The 19,852-nt window shown below is 63.0% G+C and carries 16 protein-coding genes and 1 other RNA gene; 10 read left to right on the forward strand and 7 right to left on the reverse strand.

What is annotated here, in order from left to right:
* Window positions 1-58: 58 nt before the first annotated feature.
* Both MKI86_RS05775 and MKI86_RS05780 read left to right on the forward strand, forming a co-directional pair.
* Window positions 59-1,480: an FAD-binding oxidoreductase gene (locus tag MKI86_RS05775; RefSeq protein WP_241598542.1), complete on the forward strand. Its 1,422-nt coding sequence runs from the start codon at window positions 59-61 to the stop codon at window positions 1,478-1,480.
* A 43-nt stretch (window positions 1,481-1,523) separates the two neighbouring features.
* A complete protein-coding gene (locus MKI86_RS05780) occupies window positions 1,524-5,324 on the forward strand; it encodes an AsmA family protein (RefSeq protein ID WP_241598544.1) in 3,801 nt (1,266 codons plus the stop codon).
* Here the strand turns inward: MKI86_RS05780 and MKI86_RS05785 are convergent.
* The 5 genes from MKI86_RS05785 to MKI86_RS05805 form a co-directional block, all read right to left on the reverse strand.
* Window positions 5,317-5,547 carry a ribbon-helix-helix domain-containing protein gene (locus MKI86_RS05785; RefSeq protein ID WP_241598546.1) on the reverse strand — a complete coding sequence of 77 codons (231 nt, stop codon included), beginning with the start codon at window positions 5,545-5,547 and terminating at the stop codon, window positions 5,317-5,319. The two genes, MKI86_RS05780 and MKI86_RS05785, sit on opposite strands and share 8 nt — an antisense overlap.
* Window positions 5,548-5,614: 67 nt before the next feature.
* The gene (locus MKI86_RS05790; protein WP_134649520.1) at window positions 5,615-5,812 is read right to left on the reverse strand and encodes a DUF4169 family protein; all 198 of its coding nucleotides are present in this window, start codon (window positions 5,810-5,812) and stop codon (window positions 5,615-5,617) included.
* Between the two features lie 8 nt (window positions 5,813-5,820).
* The gene (locus tag MKI86_RS05795) at window positions 5,821-6,342 is read right to left on the reverse strand and encodes an SspB family protein (RefSeq protein WP_241598548.1); all 522 of its coding nucleotides are present in this window, start codon (window positions 6,340-6,342) and stop codon (window positions 5,821-5,823) included.
* 112 nt (window positions 6,343-6,454) lie between these two features.
* Window positions 6,455-6,815, reverse strand: a transfer-messenger RNA (tmRNA) gene (ssrA, locus tag MKI86_RS05800).
* A gap of 29 nt (window positions 6,816-6,844) precedes the next feature.
* Window positions 6,845-8,176, reverse strand: coding sequence for a putative bifunctional diguanylate cyclase/phosphodiesterase (locus tag MKI86_RS05805; protein ID WP_241598550.1), 1,332 nt, complete (start codon window positions 8,174-8,176; stop codon window positions 6,845-6,847).
* A gap of 204 nt (window positions 8,177-8,380) precedes the next feature.
* On the opposite strand from MKI86_RS05805, the gene MKI86_RS05810 reads away from it, so the two are divergent.
* The 6 genes from MKI86_RS05810 to MKI86_RS05835 all read left to right on the forward strand — a co-directional run bounded on the left by MKI86_RS05810 (window position 8,381) and on the right by MKI86_RS05835 (window position 13,812).
* Window positions 8,381-9,175 carry a thymidylate synthase gene (locus tag MKI86_RS05810; protein ID WP_241598552.1) on the forward strand — a complete coding sequence of 265 codons (795 nt, stop codon included), beginning with the start codon at window positions 8,381-8,383 and terminating at the stop codon, window positions 9,173-9,175.
* A 21-nt stretch (window positions 9,176-9,196) separates the two neighbouring features.
* Entirely contained in the window at window positions 9,197-9,718 is a 522-nt protein-coding gene (locus tag MKI86_RS05815; RefSeq protein ID WP_241598554.1) for a dihydrofolate reductase, read from the forward strand.
* A gap of 164 nt (window positions 9,719-9,882) precedes the next feature.
* Window positions 9,883-11,007 carry an FtsH protease activity modulator HflK gene (gene hflK, locus MKI86_RS05820; protein WP_241598556.1) on the forward strand — a complete coding sequence of 375 codons (1,125 nt, stop codon included), beginning with the start codon at window positions 9,883-9,885 and terminating at the stop codon, window positions 11,005-11,007.
* Window positions 11,007-11,963, forward strand: coding sequence for a protease modulator HflC (hflC, locus tag MKI86_RS05825; RefSeq protein WP_241598558.1), 957 nt, complete (start codon window positions 11,007-11,009; stop codon window positions 11,961-11,963). Before hflK ends, hflC begins: the two co-directional genes overlap by 1 nt.
* Window positions 11,964-11,970: 7 nt before the next feature.
* The gene (locus tag MKI86_RS05830; protein WP_241598560.1) at window positions 11,971-12,159 is read left to right on the forward strand and encodes a DUF2065 domain-containing protein; all 189 of its coding nucleotides are present in this window, start codon (window positions 11,971-11,973) and stop codon (window positions 12,157-12,159) included.
* A 177-nt stretch (window positions 12,160-12,336) separates the two neighbouring features.
* A complete protein-coding gene (locus MKI86_RS05835) occupies window positions 12,337-13,812 on the forward strand; it encodes a DegQ family serine endoprotease (protein WP_241599280.1) in 1,476 nt (491 codons plus the stop codon).
* Window positions 13,813-13,892: 80 nt separating this feature from the next.
* Here the strand turns inward: MKI86_RS05835 and serB are convergent, their stop codons facing one another.
* Window positions 13,893-14,783, reverse strand: coding sequence for a phosphoserine phosphatase SerB (serB, locus tag MKI86_RS05840; protein WP_241598563.1), 891 nt, complete (start codon window positions 14,781-14,783; stop codon window positions 13,893-13,895).
* On the opposite strand from serB, the gene miaA reads away from it, so the two are divergent.
* Window positions 14,782-15,684, forward strand: a complete 903-nt coding sequence (gene miaA, locus MKI86_RS05845) for a tRNA (adenosine(37)-N6)-dimethylallyltransferase MiaA (RefSeq protein WP_241599282.1) — start codon at window positions 14,782-14,784, stop codon at window positions 15,682-15,684. The genes serB and miaA overlap by 2 nt on opposite strands.
* Here miaA and MKI86_RS05850 read toward each other — a convergent pair.
* On the reverse strand, window positions 15,674-17,707 hold the full coding sequence (locus MKI86_RS05850) for an ATP-binding protein (protein WP_370879910.1): 2,034 nt from the start codon (window positions 17,705-17,707) through the stop codon (window positions 15,674-15,676). The genes miaA and MKI86_RS05850 overlap by 11 nt on opposite strands.
* Before the next feature lie 366 nt (window positions 17,708-18,073).
* On the opposite strand from MKI86_RS05850, the gene MKI86_RS05855 reads away from it, so the two are divergent.
* Entirely contained in the window at window positions 18,074-19,852 is a 1,779-nt protein-coding gene (locus tag MKI86_RS05855) for an acetolactate synthase 3 large subunit (protein WP_241598572.1), read from the forward strand.

A 19,852-nucleotide genomic window follows, 5' to 3' on the forward strand; every position in this document is an offset into this window, starting at 1 on the left:
CGCTGGACAGGGCAGCGGCAATTTGCACAGTAACGCCTCACGGATGTGAGGGCATATTATGGCACTGGCGGATATCAGGGGCGGCACACGCAACGACACGGGCATCGCCGCGGCGCTGTCGCAACTGGCGGCGCGCTTCGGCCAGCGCTTCCAGATGGGCGAGGCGATCCGCGCCCAGCATGCGCATACCACCACCTACATCCCGGCCCAGCTTCCTGATGGTGTGGTTTTTGTGGAAAATACCGAGGACGTGAAGGCAGTCGTGACGATCTGCGCGGCGCTGAAGGTGCCGGTCATTCCTTTCGGCACCGGCTCCTCGCTGGAAGGCCAGGTGAATGCGCCCGAGGGCGGCATCTCCATCGATTTCAGCAACATGAAGCGCGTGCTTTCGGTCAATGCCGAGGACCTCGACTGCACGGTCGAGCCCGGCATCACGCGCGAGGAACTGAACACGTATCTGCGCGATACCGGACTTTTCTTTCCAATCGATCCGGGCGCCAACGCCTCGATCGGCGGCATGGCCTCGACGCGTGCTTCCGGCACCAATGCGGTGCGCTACGGCACGATGAAGGACAATGTTCTGGCGGTTACGGCGGTGACGGCGACAGGTGAGGAAATCCGCACTGCACGGCGTGCCCGCAAGTCCTCGGCCGGTTACGACCTGACCCGGCTTTTCGTCGGTGCGGAAGGCACGCTAGGTGTGTTGACCTCAGTCACGTTGCGCCTCCAGGGCATTCCCGCCGTCATTGCCGGTGGGATCTGCGGCTTCCCGACATTGAAGGACGCCTGCAATGCGGTGATCATGACGATCCAGCTTGGCATTCCCGTGGCGCGTATTGAACTGCTGAACACCCTGCAAATCAAGGCCTGCAATGCCTATTCAGGCCTGAGCCTGCCCGAACAGCCCACCCTTTTCGTGGAGTTCCACGGCAATGAGGAGAGCGTGGGCCTGCAATCGGAAGAATTCGGCGCCATCGTCGCCGAGTGCGGCGGTGGAGCGTTCCAGTGGAGCGCCGATGCCGACGAGCGGGCGAAGCTGTGGAAGGCGCGGCACAACGTCTATTGGGCGTCGAAGGCGCTTCGGCCCGGCTATGAGGCGATTGCGACCGATGTCTGCGTGCCGATCTCCCGCTTGGCCGACTGCGTGGCGGAAACGGAGCGCGACATCGAGGATCATGGCTTGCTTGCGCCGATCGTCGGACATGCCGGGGACGGCAATTTCCATGTCTGCGTCGTGTTCGACGACAAGGATCCTGTGCATATCGAACGGGTCGAGGCCTTTGTCGACCGGCTTGCCGCACGCGCACTCTCCATGGATGGCACCTGCACGGGCGAGCATGGAATAGGGCAGGGCAAGCAACGCTTCCTGCCGCAAGAGCTTGGCGGCGCCGTCCACCTGATGCAGCAGATCAAGCACGCCCTCGATCCTGATAACATAATGAACCCCGGCAAGATTTTTTCGTCACCTCCGGCGATTTAGACGCTATCCTCTGCGCGATTGAAGGACATTCGAGGCATGCGGCGTGCTTTCTAGGATTGGGCTAATCGTTGGCGGCTTGGTGGTCGTGGCGCTCTTCGTGGCGCTTCTCGCGCCCCTGTTCGTCGACTGGACCAGCTTTCGGCAGGATTTCGAGCGTGAGGCGAGCCGCATCATGGGGCGGCCCGTCACCGTGCATGGCAGCGTCGATGCCCGGCTGATCCCCTTTCCATCCGTGACGCTCAACGACGTGCGGGTCGGCTCGCCCGAGGACGGCCAGCCGCTGGTGGAGGTCGCGCGCTTCTCGATGGATGCGGAACTTGCGCCGTTCCTGTCCGGCGAAGCGCTGATCTTCGACATGCGCATCGAGGAGCCGAAGGCGCGCATCAAGCTTTTCAAGGACGGCACGCTGGACTGGGCGCGTGGTCGCAAGTCGGATATCCCGGCCCGCACCGTCATTCTTGAAAATGTCTCCATTACCGATGGCGAGATCGAGTTTGTCGATGAGCAGACCGGCCGCACCCGCCATGTGACGGGCCTCGATGCGCAGATTTCCGCGAAGTCGCTCGGTGGCCCATGGCGTATCGACGGGCGCGGCGCGCTCGATGGCGAAGCCGGTGCCTTCCAGCTTTCAAGCGGTCAGGTGGAGGATGGCGCGCTCTCGCTGCGCACGCGCATCGTGCCCGACCGGTTGTCCTTCACAGCCGATCTGGACGGCGCCCTGAAACTCGTCGATTTCCGCCCGCAATACGCGGGCGGGTTCACCCTGTCGGAAAAGCCGCGCGCCAAGGGTGAGAAACCCGCCGATCCGATCCAGGTGGCCGGCAAGTTCGAGCTTTCCAACGAGCGCATCCGCGTGCCGGAATATCGTCTCGAGGCTGGCGCACAGGCTGATCCCTATGTGGTGACCGGCGAAGCGACGCTCGATACGGGCCGTGTGCCGGAATTCCTGCTTGTTGCCAATGGCCAGCAGATCGATGTCAACCGCATCGGCAACAGCGGCGAGGCGGGCAAGACGGGGCGAAATCCGCAAGTGTCCGCCCGCCAGCGGCTTCAGGCACTGCTGGCGATTGCCGCCGACATTCCCATCCCGCAGGTGCCGGGGCGCGCCAGCCTGCTGCTGCCGGCAATGGTCATCGGCGATACGACGGTGCGCGAAATCCGGCTTGACGTGAAGCCGGATGGCGATGGCTGGCTCATCGACCAGGCGAACGTGCTTCTGCCCGGCCGTACGACGCTGGAGGCCAAAGGACGGCTGACGCTCAAGGAAAACCGCGGCTTTGTCGGCGATCTGCTGGTCGCGTCTAACCAGCCGTCCGGGCTTGCAACGTGGCTCACGGGCTCCGTCGATCCCGAAATTCGCAAGTTGAAGACGGCCGGTTTTTCCGCTCGTGTGAACCTTGCCGACGAGTTGCAGCGGTTCGAAAACCTTGAAATCGCCATTGGCGGCGCGAGCCTGTTGGGGCGGATGGAGCGTGAATCGCGCGCGGATGCCGTGCCGGCGCTCTCGCTGCAACTGCAGGGCAACGAGGTGCGGCTGGAATCGCTTCAGGCGCTTGTCGGCCTCGTTGCTGGTGATGCCTCGCTTTCCAGCATCGCCAGCAACGCTATCGCGCTCGACCTCAAGGCTGACAGGCTCATTGCCTTCGGCGAGACAGCATCCGGCGTCAATGCCGTCCTCTCTGCCAAGGATGGAGAACTCACGCTCAACCGTTTCAACGTGGCCTCACTGGCGGGCGCGGCGATTTCGGCAAAAGGCACGCTCGGCGGATCGCTGGATGCGCCGGACGCCGGGCTCGACATGACCGTCAAGGTCGAAGCAATGGAACCGCTCGCGGCCCTGCTGGCGCGCCATCTGCCGGCGCATCCGCTGCTCTCGCGCTTTGCCGAGAATGCCGGCTATTACGACAACGCCGATCTTGCTGTGCGCATCGCCGCTTCTGTTCGGGAGGCGAGCCCTGCGACAGCCACCATTTCGGGGCCGGTCAATGATGGACGGGTCGATGTCACGCTGTCGGCCGCGAGCCTTTCGGACTTGCTGGCGGGTCGCAATTTCGAACTGAACGGCAGCCTGTCCAATCCGCGCACCGTGGTTCTCGCTGGCCAGGCGGGTCTCGTCCCGCTTCCGTTCGATGCCGATCCGGATGGTCGTATTACAGTCGATGCAAAGCAGCCCGCTGAGGGTCCTGCTGCCGTGTCCGCTACTTTCAAGGCTGGCAACACGACGGTATCCGCCAAGGGTACGGCGGCGCTTTCTGCGGCTGATTTCCTGAAGGGTTCACTCGAGCTTTCGGTCGCCAGCGATGACATCGAGCCCTATCTGATGATGAACGGCATCGCCATGCCGCAGGCGGGCACCGGGCTGCCGCTGACAGTGCAGGCCAAGCTGGACACCGGCGCTGAGAGCGTCGCGATCACCGATATTGCTGGCAAGGCCGACCGCAATGCATTTTCAGGCACCCTGGTCTTCGATCGCACAGCGGCCGCGCTGAAGGGCACGGGCTCGCTGCGTTTCGACACGGTTGATTTCGCTTTCCTCGCCGAGGCGGTGGGCGGGCCAGTGACGGATGTGGCCGATGGCGGTCTGAACAGCGCGCCGCTGACGCAGCCCTTGCTGGACAACGCCGATGTCGCGGTGGCGCTGGAAGCCGGTGCGTTCTGGCCAGGCCTTTATGGCGCCGTTGAAGGTTTCAAGGCAAACCTTGCCTGGAAGGGCAGCGAGTTCACGCTGACAGATATGGAGGGCGACTGGCTGGGTGGTCAGCTTTCCGGCCGCGTGAAGGTCTCTAATGCCGAGGAGAACGGCCTGTTCGAGGCGCGCATGGACCTTGCCGGTGTCGATGTCTCCAAGGCGGTCTGGGCCGGAGCCGACGGTGCGGTCGCAGATGGCAGGGCGGACGTGACACTGGCGGTCGATGCCTCGGGAAAGAGTGTGCGCGGCATGGTGGAGGGGGCCAGCGGCTCAGGCAAGGCGAATATCTCCGACCTCGTGCTGCAAGGCATCAACACCGCGGCCTTTCCCGCGCTGCTCGCTGCGGCCGACGCGATTGAGGGTGACATAACGCCGGAGCGGGTGGCGGGCTTTGCCGCCGATACGATCCTGAAGGGTGAGGCATCGCTCGGTGCGGTGCGCGTCCCGCTTGCGCTTGCCAGCGGCAGGCTGCGTGCGCAGAGCGTTGCCGCTGAAAACAGCGCCGCGGCGCTGTCCGCCGACGCGGATATCGATCTTGCCGGCGATGCGATGACGGGCCGCCTCTCCGTCACCTTCAAGGCGGGTGAGGATGCGCTGGCCGGTGCCGCGCCCGAGGTGTCGCTCGATTATCGCGGTCTTGTCGAGGCGCCCGGCGTCACATTCGATGCGCAGCCTCTGGCCAACTATCTCTCCCTGCGCCGTTTCGAGACGGAGCGCCGGCGCGTCGAGACACTTCAGGCCAATGTGCTGGAAAAACAGAGGTTGCGGCGCGAGGCGGCGCTTTACCGCGCACGCGCCGATGAACGCGCGGCCCGGGCCGAGGCCGAGCGCCTGCAGATGGAGGAAGAGCAGCGCCGCCGCGTCGAGGCCCAGGAGCGCGCCGAGCAGGAGCGTTCCACCCGGGCGGCAGCCGAAGAGGCCGAGCGGGCGCGGCGCAACGCGGAAGAGGACGCCCGGCGTATCCTTGCGGCGCAAGAAGAAGCGCGCAGGCTTGCCGAGCAGCGCGCCGCGCAGGAAGCCCGCAAGGCGGAGGAAGAGGCGCGCCGCCGCCGGCTGCCGGTCACGGGCGGGGAGGCGGTGGAGCGTGGCGGCGAGTTGCCGCCGGCCGGCGGCGGGCGCAGCCTGAACTTCGAAAGCCTGCCGGGCGTCAACTGATCGCGGCGTCCCGGACCTTCTTCTTCAGCCATTCCAGCACGTGAAGCCGCAGTGCGGACGACAGGTTGTCATCGACCGCACGCGCATCGTCGATCTCGCGGATCAGTGCGGCGACAGGCACCGCCCGTTCGTCTGCGATAGCTTTAAGCTCGTCGTGGAAAAGCGGCTCGAGCGAGAAGCTCGTACGGTGGCCATGTAGCGTGGTGGAGTATTTTCTGATCATACCGATCGTGATGTCTGGCAGGGGATTGGCAGATCGAATCCGGTTTTGACGGCAAGTCTTTGAAAGATCACTCTTTCGTCTCGTCGGGCCGCTCGATGCGGCCCTGATCGAGCGTGCGCCTCGCCTTGTCGTTGAGGGCATCCGTCAGCGTCTTCTCGGCCTTGGTGCGGCCGAAGGTCAACCGGTTCTGCTCGGCCTGCCGCTCCTTTTCGGAGCGGGCCTTCTGTTTGCGGAACTGGCGAAGGTTGACGACGTCGCCGCTCATGCCGCTGCTCAGTTCTTCTTGCGGAAGGAATCGAGCGAAACTACGGAGCCGCCCTTGTCGCCGCCACCGCCCGTGGGGGGCGTGGGTTCCTCGACGGGCTCCTCAGCCTTTTCCGCGACGGGGTAGGCGGTGATTTCGGCCGAGTGCTCGTCCTCGCCCTCTTCTTCAGCGGCGGGAACGTCGAATTCCAGCTCGAAGCTGACCGAGGGGTCATAGAAGCCGCGAATGGCGTTGAAGGGGATGACGAGCTTTTCCGGTGTGTCGGAGAAGGACAGACCGATCTCGAACAGGCTCTCGGTGACCTTGAGGTCCCAGAACTGGTGCTGCACGACGATGGTCATCTGCTCGGCATATTTCGCCTTGAGGTGCTGGGAGATGCGCACGCCGGGCGCATTGGTCAGGAAGGTAATGAAGAAATGGTGCTCGCCCGGCAGGTGGCCGGTGACCGCGACTTCGGACAAAACCTTGCGAATGACGCCGCGCAGAGCGTCCTGGGCGAGAATGTCGTAGCGAATGTGGTCTTGCGCCATCCGTTCCTGTCTTTCTTTCTGATGCCTTTGTCTTCAGGCATTGCACTTCTTCTCGTGCCTTCCGACGCGAGTCATCTGGGACAGCTATAGACCATTTCAAGAGATTGGAGAAGGTGAAGGCTTCTGTTGCCAGGTGCCTTCGGACCCCGCCTGCCGGTGCGACCCGTCAGGACTTTGAGTGAAGTGTCACACCGCCATTAGGCAGCGAGACGAGCTTCCGCATAGTTGTCGTTTGCAACTACAAGTTTAGCCCGATAACGGTGGTACAATGCCGAGCAAAAAGTCGATCTTTACGCCCTTGTCGATCCTATTTCGCCCCCATCAAAAGCCGGTCGGTCGCGTTTGACCGGTTTTTGGTGGAGGCGCCGGGTACCGCCCCCGGGTCCAATGGGTTTATTACACCGCTCATTTATTGCCATAGCTGCCGAAGCAGCACTTCACATATAGGCATTCCCTGCGCCCAAGGAAAGGGGTTTGTCGCAGGGATTCGACGGAAGGCGGATCAGGCGGATAGCGCAGCCGGTGCGACGGGATCGTTCGTCCACCGCGTCTGGAATTCGCCGAGCGGTACCGGGCGCCCGAAATAATAGCCCTGGAAGGCGGTGCAGTCGAAGGAGCGCAGGAGCCTCAGCTGCTCAAGCGTTTCCACCCCTTCGGCGACCACGACAAATTCCAGCATATGCGCCATGTCGAAAATGCTCTTGAGCAACACGCGGTTTCGTCGGTTCTCCACGATATCCTGCACGAAGGAGCGGTCGATCTTGATTTCCTGCACCGGCAACCGGCGAAGATGGCTGAGGGAGGAATAGCCGGTGCCGAAATCGTCGAGTGAGATGAACAGGCCGGCCGTCCGCAGGTCGCGCATCTTTTCGCTGATCGCATCGATATCGTTGGCCATCATGCTTTCGGTGAGTTCGAGCTTGAGGAGGGCGGGATCGATCTCAAGCGTGCGGAGGCAGTCCAGCACCGTCTCGACGAAATCGAGCTTCATGAAGTGGTCGGCGCTGACATTGATCGCCAGTTTCAGTCCGCTGGTCGCCGGGTCGTGGCGCCATGCCGCGAGCGTCTCGCAGGCCTGGGTTAGGACCCATTCGCCGATGGCCGGCATCAGTCCGGCCTGTTCTGCCGCGGGAATGAATTCGGCGGGCGGAACATGGGTTCCGTCGCCGCGTCGCCAGCGCAGCAGGGCTTCGGCGCCCGTCAGCCGGCCGGTCTCGTCGACCTGCGGCTGGTAGAACAGCTCGAATTCCCTGTTTCTCAGCGCTGCCTTGATGGCGCGTGCCTTGTCGAGATCGCGAGCCAATTCCAGCTGCATGACATAGACGCCGATGCAGAGCAGGCCGACGGCGACAATGGTGTTCACCCAGGAGCCATAGATCTGGAATGTCTCCGGTATCGGCTGAGCGAAGGAGGGTGCCGCTGTGGTGCTGGCGAAAACGACGAAGGCGATTACGCAGAGTGCAACGATCGCAAGCTGCGGCCTGGATTGCTCGCGCCGGTAATTGATGTAGCCGAGCAACGCCAGCACGAGCAGGAACAGATGCGATACCCTCGGCGCCGCCTCGCGCGGCACGTCGAAGATCAAGCAGAGGGTGGTGATGATGACCAGAAATGCCGATTGGGAAAACAGAAGCGCGGCCGAAAGCTGGTTGCGACGGGCGAGGACGAGGCTGAGGAATGCCACGAAAACCACCGCGACATCCATCGCCACCAGCGGCCATGCTCCCATGATCGCAAAGGCGATGCCCCATCCGCTGGCCGTCACGCCAACGGCAAGCGCCGCGAGGCCGTAGGTCAGCCGGAACCGGTTCGAGTAGTTTTCCTTCGGTTTCACGGATGACCCGCCCAGTGAGATGAGTGATCATGATCGCAGAAATTCGTTCAGAAATTGCAAAAGGCGTTCAGGTCCACCTTATGCAACCATGCGGATGGGGCGTGGGCCCTGTCGCACCGAAAGTCGGGGATATTCCATTTGCCGTTTGGCGGCTGCGGCGGCTGCCCGTAATATACCGCGCTGGACCAAGAATCGGCGGCGACCATGCAACAATATCTCGACCTTCTCGCTCATGTGATGGAAAACGGCAGCGACCGCGGCGATCGCACGGGCACCGGCACGCGCGGCGTCTTCGGCTATCAGATGCGCTTCGATCTTGAGGAAGGCTTCCCGGTGCTCACCACCAAGAAGCTGCACCTGCGGTCGATCATTCATGAACTCCTGTGGTTCCTGAAGGGCGAGACCAACATCGCCTATCTGCACGAAAACGGCGTCACCATCTGGGATGAGTGGGCCGACGAGAAGGGCGAACTCGGGCCGGTCTACGGCTACCAGTGGCGCTCGTGGCCGACATATGACGGCCGCCATCTCGACCAGATCGCTGCCGTCGTCGAGAGCATCCGACGCAATCCCAATTCGCGCCGCCATATCGTCTCCGCCTGGAACCCGGCGCTGGTCGATGAAATGGCGCTTCCGCCGTGCCACTGCCTGTTCCAGTTCTACGTGGCTTACGGCAAGCTCTCCTGCCAGCTCTACCAGCGCTCGGCGGATATTTTCCTCGGTGTGCCCTTCAACATCGCGTCCTACGCGCTGCTGACCATGATGGTCGCGCAGGTGACGGGACTGCGGCCGGGCGATTTCGTGCACACGCTGGGTGATGCGCATATCTATTCGAACCATTTCGAGCAGGTGCGCACCCAGATGACGCGCCGGCCCAAGCCCTTGCCCTTCATGAAGATCAACCCGGACGTGAAGGACCTTTTCTCCTTCAAATTCGAGGACTTCGAGCTTGTCGGCTACGAAGCCGATTCAACCATCAAGGCACCCATCGCCGTCTGATTTATCGAAAGCCTGTCCCGCATGAATGAACCCCGGATCGTGCTCGTCGTCGCCGTCGCAAGCAATGGGGTCATCGGCCGCGACGGTGACCTGCCGTGGCGGCTGCCGTCCGACCTCAAGCGCTTCAAGCAGCTGACCCTTGGAAAGCCGGTCGTGATGGGCCGCAGGACCTGGGATTCCATCGGCCGTCCGCTTCCGGGCCGCCCCAACATCGTCATTACCCGCGATCCGGCGTTTTCCGCGCCCGGCGCCTCGGTGGTTTCCTCGCTCGATGACGCACTGGTCGCCGCAGCACGCGAGGCGGAAACGCTTGGCGTGGACGAAATCTGCGTCATCGGCGGCGGGCAGATCTATGCGCAGGTCTTCGGCCGTGCGGATATCCTGCATGTCACCCATGTCGAAGCAGATGTGGAAGGCGATACGCGCTTCCCGGAAATCGACCCTGCCACCTTCGAAAAGGTCGAGGAGGAGGAGATTCCCCGCGGCGAGAAGGACAGCCATGCCATGCGCTTCGTCACCTGGCGTCGAAAATCGGCCGTTTAAGCCGTAAATCCCATCGATCACGAACTATTTTGCCGCAAGGGCACCCAAGCCGACCGGGATTTGTTGAAAGGTGTCGGTGGGATACCTATAACGGGTTCACATCGCGTTGCGCGGCGAAACAATCCGCGACATGCGCCTATGGGGATTTAAAGAAAGAGGTATTGATGCCCTGGAGCAATCAGAATGGCGGCGGCGGCCCTTGGGGCGGCGGCGGCGGTGGCGGAAACAATCAGGGGCCATGGGGGCAGGGACCGAACCGTCCTCGCGGCGGTGGCGGCAGCGGTAACGGTGGTCCGCCTGATATCGAGGACATCATCCGGCGCGGCCAGGACAAGCTGAAGACCGTCATGCCCGGCGGTTTCAACGGTGGCGTCGTCGTCATCGCGCTGCTTCTCGTCGGCGTCTTCTGGCTGATGAACTCCATCTATACCGTCCAGCCGGACGAGCGCGGCGTCGAACTGCGCTTCGGCAAGCCCAAGCAGGAAATCTCCATGCCGGGCCTGCACTTCCATCTCTGGCCTTTCGAGACGGTCGAGCTGGTCAAGATCACGGAGCAGCAGCGCAATATCGGCCGCCGTTCGGCCGCGTCGAACTCCGAAGCGTCGGGCCTGATGCTCACGGGCGACCAGAACATCGTCAACGTGCAGTTCTCCGTCCTCTACACGGTCACGGATCCGCAGTCTTACCTCTTCAACCTTGAAAACCCGGCCGAAACGCTGCAGCAGGTCGCCGAAAGCGCCATGCGCGAAGTCGTCGGTCGCCGTCCGGCACAGGATATCTTCCGCGATAACCGTCAGGCCATCGCCGAAGGCGTGAAGACGACGATCCAGGCGACCATGGATGCCTATGGTGCCGGCATCTCGATCAACACGGTCGCCATCGAGGATGCGGCTCCGCCGCGCGAAGTGGCCGATGCATTCGATGAAGTGCAGCGCGCCGAACAGGACGAAGACCGTTTCCTGGAAGAAGCCAACCAGTACGCCAACCAGAAGCTCGGTGCCGCACGTGGTCAGGCCGCGCAGATCCGCGAAGAGGCAGCCGCCTACAAGGATCGCGTCGTCAAGGAAGCGGAAGGTGAGGCGGCACGCTTCATCTCCATCTATGATCAGTACAAGATCGCGCCCGACGTGACGCGCAAGCGCCTCTTCCTTGAAACCATGGAAGGCGTGATGAAGAACTCCAAGAAAGTCATCATCGATGAAAAGCAGGGCGGACAGGGCGTCGTTCCCTTCCTTCCCCTTAATGAACTCGGTCGTACGACCGGTCAGCAGGCAGGAGGTTCGCAGTAATGGGTAACCGTTTGCCAGCCGTTTTGATCGCCCTCGGCGTTCTTCTCTTCATCGCCTATTCGTCGGTGTTCGTCGTCAACGAGCGCCAGCAGGCGATCGTCATCCGCTTCGGCCAGATCCAGGACGTGAAGACCGAGCCGGGCCTGTACTTCAAGCTGCCCTTCGGCTTCATGGATGCCGATAGCGTCCAGTATATCCAGGATCAGGCCCTGCGCTTCGATCTCGACGATATCCGTGTCCAGGTCTCGGGCGGCAAGTTCTACGAGGTTGACGCCTTCGTGGTCTACAAGATCACGGATGCCCGTCGCTTCCGCGAGGCCGTCTCGGGTGACCGGGAATCGGCCGAGGCCCGCCTCAGCACCCGTCTCGATTCGGCTCTGCGCCGCGTCTACGGTCTGCGCGGCTTCGAATCCGCTCTTTCCGAAGAGCGCGCATCGATGATGCGCGAAGTTCGCGGAGAACTGACCGCCGACGCCTCCAACCTCGGCCTTACCATCGAGGATGTCCGCATCCGTCGTACGGACCTCACGCAGGAAGTCTCGCAGCAGACCTACGAGCGCATGAAGGCCGAGCGTCTGGCGGAAGCCGAACTGATCCGCGCCCGCGGTAACGAGGCCGGACAGCGTCGCCGCGCCATCGCCGATCGTCAGGTCGTCGAGTTCATCGCCGCCGCCCAGCGTGATTCTGAAATCCTTCGCGGTGAAGGCGACGGTGAACGTAACCGCGTCTTCGGCGAAGCGTTCTCCCAGGATCCGGCCTTCTTCGACTTCTACCGGTCGATGAGCGCCTATCGGGACTCGATGGGCTCGTCGGATACGACGCTCGTGCTCTCGCCGCAGTCGGAGTTCTTCCGCTACTTCGAGGATGCGGCGGGCACACGACCGGCGCCCACGGGCAACGGCACGGGCACGGGCACGACGAACGGTGCGGCCACGACGCCGTCCACCGCAAACTGAGAACGCCATGTCCGATTTCCTGACGGGGATCGCGTTCTTCCTGATCATCGAGGGGCTGGTGTACGCACTGGCCCCTTCGGTTTTGAAGCGCATGGCGGAATTGCTGCCGCAGATTCCGGAGAACCAGCTCAGACTTTCGGGGCTGTTTGCCGTGGCGCTCGGCGTGCTGATGGTGTGGTTCCTCCGCACGGCCTGAAGGCTGCCCTTGCGAGTGGCGGCGAAGACAGGCAAAAGTTCAGACAAATCATCGTGGCAGACTGATTTTCGCCGTATCCGCGGCGAACACTCGCCGCAGCCGAACAGACCCGAGAGGATGCCGAATATGGCTTTGAAGATGAAGTCCAGCGTTGCCAACGCGGCGCTCACGCTTGCGATGAGCTTTTCGCTGGCCGCCGGCCCGCTCGCAGCACCAGCGATGGCTCAGGCGCGTCAGGCCGGACCGGAATCGGTGGCGGATCTTGCCGAGGGCCTGCTGGATGCCGTGGTCAACATCTCGACCTCGCAGAACGTGAAGAGCGAGGACAAGGCGCCCATGCCGCAGGTGCCGGAGGGCTCGCCTTTCCAGGACTTCTTCGATGAATTCTTCAAGGGTGACGGTGGCGAAGGCTCTAACCAGGGGCAGACGGTCAATTCGCTCGGCTCGGGCTTCGTCATCGATCCCGCGGGTTACATCGCCACGAACAATCACGTCATCGAAGGCGCCGACGATATCGAGGTGAATTTCGCCAACGGCTCCAAGCTGAAGGCCAAGCTCGTCGGAACCGACCCAAAGACCGACCTCGCGTTGCTGAAGGTGGAGCCGAAAGCGCCGTTGAAGGCCGTTCCGTTCGGCGATTCCCGCGTCATGCGCATCGGCGACTGGGTTATGGCCATCGGCAACCCCTTCGGGCTCGGCGGCTCCGTTACGGTCGGCATCATTTCCGCGCGCGGCCGCAATATCAATGCCGGCCCTTACGACAACTTCATTCAGACCGACGCGGCCATCAACCGCGGCAACTCGGGCGGCCCGCTTTTCAACATGAAGGGCGAGGTCATCGGTATCAACACGGCCATCATCTCGCCGTCCGGCGGTTCGATCGGCATCGGCTTCTCGGTTCCGACGGAGCTTGCGCAGAACATCTTCTCGCAGCTTCGCGAATTCGGCGAGACCCGCCGCGGCTGGCTTGGCGTGCGCATCCAGCCGGTTACTGACGATATCGCCGAAAGCCTCGGCATGAGCGAGGCCAAGGGCGCGCTCGTCGCCGGCATCATCAAGGGCGGTCCTGTCGATAACGGCGTGATCCAGACAGGCGATGTCGTCATCCGTTTCGACGGCAAGGATGTGCATGAAATGCGCGATCTCCCGCGCGTCGTCGCCGAAAGCCCCGTCGGAAAGGCCGTCGATGTCGTGCTGCTGCGCAACGGCAAGGAGATGACGGTGAAGGTCACCCTCGGCCGCCTCGAGGATGGCGAGAAGCAGGTCGATGCCGAGGATGCCGCAACGCCGGACGAAGGCACGACCGAAGAGGATACGACGACCGACAGCGAGGAGCAGGCCGAGCCGCAGAACACCGAGCTGGTACTCGGCATGGGCATCGGCGATCTCGACGAGACGGCCCGCAAAACTTTCGATATCGCGGAAAGCGTCAAGGGTGTCGTCATCACCGAGGTCACCCCTGACACGGCGGCCGCCGAGCGCGGCATTGTGCCGGGTGACGTGATCGTCGAGATCGGTCAGGAGGCGGTCACCACGGCCGAAGAGGTCAAGACCCGCGTTGCCAAGCTCAAGTCGGAAGATCGCCGCAACGCGCTCCTGATGATCGCAGACCGCACCGGCGCGCTGCGCTACATCACAGTGCGCATCGACTGAAATGCGAGTCCCGCCAGGGACTTGGCGACGTCAATGCAAAGATTGATTCAGGCCGCTGGAGCATTGCTTCAGCGGCTTTTCTACGCCGTGACGAAGTCGCTCTTGCGGTAGCCCTGCAGGTAGAGCAGCGCGGTGAGGTCGCCGTGGTCGATGCGGATCTTCGCTTCGGCCGCCACGGCGGGCTTGGCGTGCAGCGCGACACCGGCACCGGAAAGGTGCAGCATGCCGAGGTCGTTTGCGCCATCTCCGACGGCCATCGCCTCTTCGGGGGAAATGCCGAGGCGGGCGGCGATCTCGTTGAGGGCGTCGACCTTGGCCTGCTTTCCGAGGATGGGTTCGGCGACCTCGCCGGTCAGCCTGCCATCGGCGTCGAGAAGAATATTGGCGCGGTTCTCGTGGAAGCCGAGCGTGGCGGCGATGCGGCTGGTGAAGACGGTGAAACCGCCGGAGACGAGGGCGGTGTAGTAGCCCTTCGCCTTCATGGTGGCGATCAGCTCGCGACCGCCCGGCGTCAGCGTGATGCGCTTTTCGATCACCTCGTCGATGACGGAGACCGGCAGGCCCTTGAGCAGGGCGACACGCTCGCGAAGCGCGGGTTCGAAGGCGATCTCGCCGTTCATGGCACGGGCGGTGATGGTGGCAACCTTGTCCTTCAACCCGACTTCGGCGGCCAGCTCGTCGATGCACTCCTGGCCGATCATGGTGGAATCCATGTCGGCGATCAGCAGCTTCTTGCGCCGCGTTTCCGCCGCCTGCACGGCGAGGTCCACCGGCGCATCGCCGATGACCGTTCGTAGCGCCGCGCTCGCGGCCTCGATATCGCTGTCGTCGCGCAGGGCGATATCGCAGGCGATGCCGTCCGCCAGCCAGTAGAGACCGGAAGCCTTGACGGCATCCGCGGCCTTCTCGGCAAGCGATGGCGTCAGAACAGGATTTGACGGATTGGCGACAAGCGTGGCAACGAAAGCCATGATGAGAAACCTTGATCGAATGCAGGACGCGATCCTGATAACGGGCCCGACGGCGAGCGGCAAGTCCGCGTTGGCCATGCGCCTTGCCGCCGAACAGGACGGGGTCGTGATCAACGCCGACAGCATGCAGGTTTACGACACGCTAAGCATCCTCACGGCACGGCCGCAGCCGCAGGATCTGGAGGGCGTGGAGCATCGGCTTTACGGTCACGTGCCGGCCGCAGCCGCCTATTCGACGGGCGAATGGCTGCGCGAGGCGACCGCTCTTGTCGCCGAACTGCGCGAACGGCAGAAGCTGCCTGTCTTCGTCGGGGGCACCGGGCTTTATTTTCGCGCGCTGACCGGCGGTCTCTCGGATATGCCTGAAATCCCCGATGATGTGCGGGAGCGGCTGCGCGCGCGGTTGGCGGCGGAAGGGGCCGAAGCGCTGCACCGGGTGCTCGACGAGCGTGATCCCGAAACGGCCGCGCGCCTGATGCCCGGTGACGGCCAGCGCATCCTCCGCGCGCTGGAGGTGCTGGACGCGACGGGGCGCTCCATCTCCACATTCCAGGCGGGGTCGGGGCCGGCGGTGATCGATCCGGCGCGCGCGCGAAAGATCGTCGTCCTGCCGGACCGCGCCGTCCTTGCCGCCCGCATCAACCGGCGCTTCGGCGAGATGCTGAAGACCGGTGCGGTGGAGGAGGTGAAGGCGTTGATGGCGCTCGATCTTTCACCCGCCATGCCGGTTATGAAGGCGATCGGCGTGCCGCAGATCGCGGCCTTGCTGGCGGGCGAGTTGAGCGAGGCCGAGGTCATCGAGCGCGGCGCGGCCGCGACACGGCAATATGCCAAGCGTCAGATGACGTGGTTCCGCAACCAGCTCGATGAGAGCTGGCAACGCATCGATCCTAGCGCCTGATCAGGCTGCTCAGCGGCTTTTTCAAAAGCTGCTCGCGGATGGAGCCTTCGCGGCGCGGTTCCTGCTGTTCGCCGAAGGCGGGGCGCGGCGGTTGGCGGTAGAGATCGGCCTCCGGGCGGCGCGGTTCTGGCGCAAGTTCGCGGCGAATGGAATCGAAGCGCTCGTTTGCCGGCGGCTGGTATGCGCTTGCGGCACCGGGCAGCATATCAGGCCGATAGGGTTCGTGGGCTGCCGGTTGCGGCGCCTTCTGTGCCGCGGCTTGCAGCGTATCGATATAGTCTTCCTCGTCCTCGTAGGGCGCGTCCTCGTATCCGCTTGTTGCGGCAGCGCTTGTATTGCGCGCCGCGAGATATGAAGACTGGAAGCCGGAAATATCAGGACCTGCGACCGAGCGCATACGTGCCACGATGGAGCGAAGATCGACGCTTTGCGGCGTTTCCTCAGTGTGTATGTTGCCCGTGCCGTTGGCCTTGGGCAGGCGGTTCATATCGACGCGGGTGAAGCGCATGCGCATCGGCACCGCCACCGCCTCGCCGAAGGCGATCGCCTCGCCATTGCCGATCGAGGAGATGAAGCTCGTCGTGGAGGACGACGAATTGGGGATGGCCGAGCGGATGATGTCCTGGTCGCGATCGTTGGCAAGCCGCATGGCGAAGATCGTCGAGCATTGCGACAGGATCGTCGGATCGAGTTCGCCCGGGCGCTGCGTGATGATGCCGAGCGAGACGCCGTATTTGCGGCCTTCCTTGGCGATGCGGGCAATGGCCTGCCGCGTCGGCGTAAAGCCGAGATTGGGATCGGCCGGCACGTAACGGTGCGCTTCCTCGCACACGACGAGCATGTGCACGCCGCCGTGGCTCCACAGGCCGATCTCGAAGGCCATGCGGCAAAGAACCGATGCCACCGAGTTCACCACTTCCGAAGGGATGCCGGCGAGCTGGAAGGTCGTCACCGGCTGGCCGTCGCCGGGAATGCGGAAGATGCGGGCGATGGTGTCGAGGATGGTGTCGGTGATCGTGTTCGAGGAGAACATGAAGTGGTAGCGCGGATCGTTGATCGCCGACATGATCTTGCTCTTGAGCGAGCGCAGATGCGGCTTTTCCGCCCGTCCCTCGAGGCGGCCGATCCGTTCGTCGACCAGCGCCAGAAGGTCGGCCACACGGAAAGGCACCGGCGTATCGGCGGTGATCGAGCTTTTTTCGCTGGTGCGGCGCATCAGGCCGCTTTCGGGCGAACCGCGGAAGGCGCGCTTGGCCTCCGGAATCAGGTCGCGCAAGATGTCCATTTCCTCCGGCACGGGCGGACGGCCGCGGAAGATCACCTCGGCGAACTCCTCCAGCCGGAAAAGCCAGAACGGCAGGTCGAGCGTGTCCGTATCGATGACCATGGCAAGGTCGCCGAAGGCGGAGGCGAATTCGTTGTGCGGGTCGAGAATGAGCACGCGCAGCTGCGGGTCGGCCTGGATCGCCTTGTGAAGCAGGAGGGTGACGGCGGTGGACTTGCCGACGCCCGTCGTTCCGACGATGGCGAAGTGTTTCTCAAGCATGGATGGCACATGGATGGTGGCGTCGATCTGCTCGTCCTGCGTGAGCTTGCCGATGGTGCAGACATCGTCCTTGCCGGTATCGTAGACTTTCGCCAGATCCGAGGAGCGAATCCTGTGGGCGATGGCCCCGAGATAAGGATATTCGCTGATGCCGGCTGAAAAGTCCTCGCGACCGTCGGCGCTGACGCGCACCTCGCCCATCAACTCGACTTCGACATGGAACGTCGTGTCCTGGTTTTCGATCCAGCCCTGCTGGTTGGTGGCCATCGAATAGACGAGTGCGACGATACGGTTGCGCCCGACGGAGATCGAGACAAGGCGGCCGACAGCCCACAGTTCCGTAAGGGAGGTTTCTCCGCCTTCGGCTGTGGCGCAGATGGTGGCGCGCGACCCGCTGCAAGCAACGACACGGCCCAGCATCCGGTTTCCGGCGGCCATCTCATCCCGGCGTTCCTGTTCGCCGGCGGTGATCGACATCTGAAAATCGTTGTTCAGCAAATCCGGCGCTCCTTGCCTCCGATCTCTTACTTTAGGGAATCCGGCTTAATAACCCGTTTCCGGTTGTGGCCGGTTTCAATGGCTTTGGCGGCGCCGTTGTGCCTGATCGTGGCAGTCGAGTGGGGGGAAAGGCGTTGACGTGCATTCGATTTGCCGTTAACACTCCGCACCATGAATAACTTCACGACGATCATTCTTGTGGTGGGAAGGCGCATGGGCAGGATGGTGTAACCATCCGGCGAAAGCACCCATGCGCGGTAAGAAGGCTCCTCCAGGGGCCTTTTTTTATGCCCGAAAATTCTATAAGCACCCCGACAATACGAAAGAAACGGACGGAAACATCCGATGAGCGGAACAGAAAATCAGATGACGGGCGCCGAAATTGTCTTGCAGGCCCTGAAAGACAACGGCGTTGAACATATCTTCGGCTATCCGGGCGGTGCCGTCCTGCCGATCTATGACGAGATCTTCCAGCAGGACGACATCGAGCATATCCTCGTGCGTCACGAGCAGGGTGCCGGTCACATGGCCGAAGGCTATGCCCGCTCCACTGGCAAGGTTGGCGTCATGCTCGTCACCTCCGGTCCCGGCGCGACCAATGCCGTCACGCCGTTGCAGGATGCGCTGATGGATTCGATCCCGCTCGTCTGCCTCACCGGCCAGGTTCCGACCACGCTCATCGGATCCGATGCCTTCCAGGAATGCGACACGGTCGGCATCACGCGCCCCTGCACCAAGCACAACTGGCTGGTCAAGGACGTCAACGATCTCGCCCGCATCATCCATGAGGCCTTCCGCATCGCGCAGTCCGGCCGCCCGGGCCCTGTCGTCGTCGATATCCCGAAGGATGTGCAGTTTGCGACCGGCATCTACACGCCGCCATCCGCAGCGCCCATCCAGAAGAGCTACCAGCCGAAGACCTCCGGTGACGCGCGCGCCATCGAGGCGGCGATCAGCTTGATGAAGGGGGCCCGCCGTCCCGTCATCTATTCCGGCGGCGGCGTGGTGAATTCCGGTCCGGAAGCCTCGCGCCTGCTGCGCGAACTGGTCGAGATCACTGGCTTCCCGATCACGTCGACGCTGATGGGCCTGGGCGCCTATCCGGCATCGGGCAAGAACTGGCTGGGCATGCTCGGCATGCATGGTTCCTACGAGGCGAACATGGCGATGCATGACTGCGATGTCATGGTCTGCATCGGTGCGCGTTTCGATGACCGCATCACCGGCCGCCTCAACGCGTTTTCGCCGAACTCGAAGAAGATCCATATCGACATCGACCCGTCCTCGATCAACAAGAACGTCCGCGTTGACGTGCCGATCCTTGGCGATGTCGGCGCCGTTCTGGAGGACATGGTCCGCCAGTGGCGCGCCGGTTCAAAGAGTTACGACAAGGCCATTCAGGCCGACTGGTGGACGTCGATTGCCAAGTGGCGTGCCCGCAACTCGTTTGCCTACAAGGCGAGCGACGACGTGATCATGCCGCAATATGCCATCCAGCGTCTCTACGAGCTGACCAAGGATCGCGACACCTACATCACGACGGAAGTCGGCCAGCACCAGATGTGGGCGGCGCAGTTCTACGGCTTCGAGCAGCCCAACCGCTGGATGACCTCGGGCGGCCTCGGCACGATGGGCTACGGCTTCCCGGCGGCGATCGGCGTGCAGGTCGCGCACCGTGACAGCCTCGTCATCGACATCGCCGGCGATGCCTCCATCCAGATGTGCATTCAGGAGATGAGCTGTGCGGTTCAGTATAACCTGCCCGTCAAGATCTTCATCCTGAACAACCAGTATATGGGCATGGTACGCCAGTGGCAGCAGCTGCTGCACGGCAACCGTCTGTCGAACTCCTATACGGAGGCGATGCCCGATTTCGTCAAGCTGGCGGAAGCCTATGGCGGCGTGGGCATTGCCTGCGACAAACCTGGCGATCTGGATGCGGCCATCCAGGAAATGATCGACGTCAAGCGTCCGGTCATCTTCGATTGCCGCGTAGCCAACCTCGCCAACTGCTTCCCGATGATCCCGTCGGGCAAGGCGCATAACGAAATGCTGTTGCCCGATGAAGCCACGGACGAGGCGGTTGCCAACGCGATTGACGCCAAGGGCCGCCAGCTCGTTTGA

It is taken from the genome of Shinella sedimenti (genome assembly GCF_022601905.1).
Classification (GTDB): Bacteria; Pseudomonadota; Alphaproteobacteria; order Rhizobiales; family Rhizobiaceae; genus Shinella; species Shinella sedimenti.

Bases quoted from the DNA above. Each gene is read 5' to 3' on its own strand.
- MKI86_RS05775 (WP_241598542.1), top strand. From the start codon at position 59: ATGGCACTGGCGGATATCAGGGGCGGCACACGCAACGACACGGGCATC.
- miaA (WP_241599282.1), top strand. From the start codon at position 14,782: ATGATGAGAAACCTTGATCGAATGCAGGACGCGATCCTGATAACGGGC.
- MKI86_RS05850 (WP_370879910.1), bottom strand. From the start codon at position 17,707: ATGTCGATCACCGCCGGCGAACAGGAACGCCGGGATGAGATGGCCGCC.
- MKI86_RS05810 (WP_241598552.1), top strand. From the start codon at position 8,381: ATGCAACAATATCTCGACCTTCTCGCTCATGTGATGGAAAACGGCAGC.
- MKI86_RS05790 (WP_134649520.1), bottom strand. From the start codon at position 5,812: ATGAGCGGCGACGTCGTCAACCTTCGCCAGTTCCGCAAACAGAAGGCC.
- MKI86_RS05835 (WP_241599280.1), top strand. From the start codon at position 12,337: ATGAGCTTTTCGCTGGCCGCCGGCCCGCTCGCAGCACCAGCGATGGCT.
- MKI86_RS05830 (WP_241598560.1), top strand. From the start codon at position 11,971: ATGTCCGATTTCCTGACGGGGATCGCGTTCTTCCTGATCATCGAGGGG.
- MKI86_RS05855 (WP_241598572.1), top strand. From the start codon at position 18,074: ATGAGCGGAACAGAAAATCAGATGACGGGCGCCGAAATTGTCTTGCAG.
- hflC (WP_241598558.1), top strand. From the start codon at position 11,007: ATGGGTAACCGTTTGCCAGCCGTTTTGATCGCCCTCGGCGTTCTTCTC.
- MKI86_RS05785 (WP_241598546.1), bottom strand. From the start codon at position 5,547: ATGATCAGAAAATACTCCACCACGCTACATGGCCACCGTACGAGCTTC.
- hflK (WP_241598556.1), top strand. From the start codon at position 9,883: ATGCCCTGGAGCAATCAGAATGGCGGCGGCGGCCCTTGGGGCGGCGGC.
- serB (WP_241598563.1), bottom strand. From the start codon at position 14,783: ATGGCTTTCGTTGCCACGCTTGTCGCCAATCCGTCAAATCCTGTTCTG.
- MKI86_RS05795 (WP_241598548.1), bottom strand. From the start codon at position 6,342: ATGGCGCAAGACCACATTCGCTACGACATTCTCGCCCAGGACGCTCTG.
- MKI86_RS05815 (WP_241598554.1), top strand. From the start codon at position 9,197: ATGAATGAACCCCGGATCGTGCTCGTCGTCGCCGTCGCAAGCAATGGG.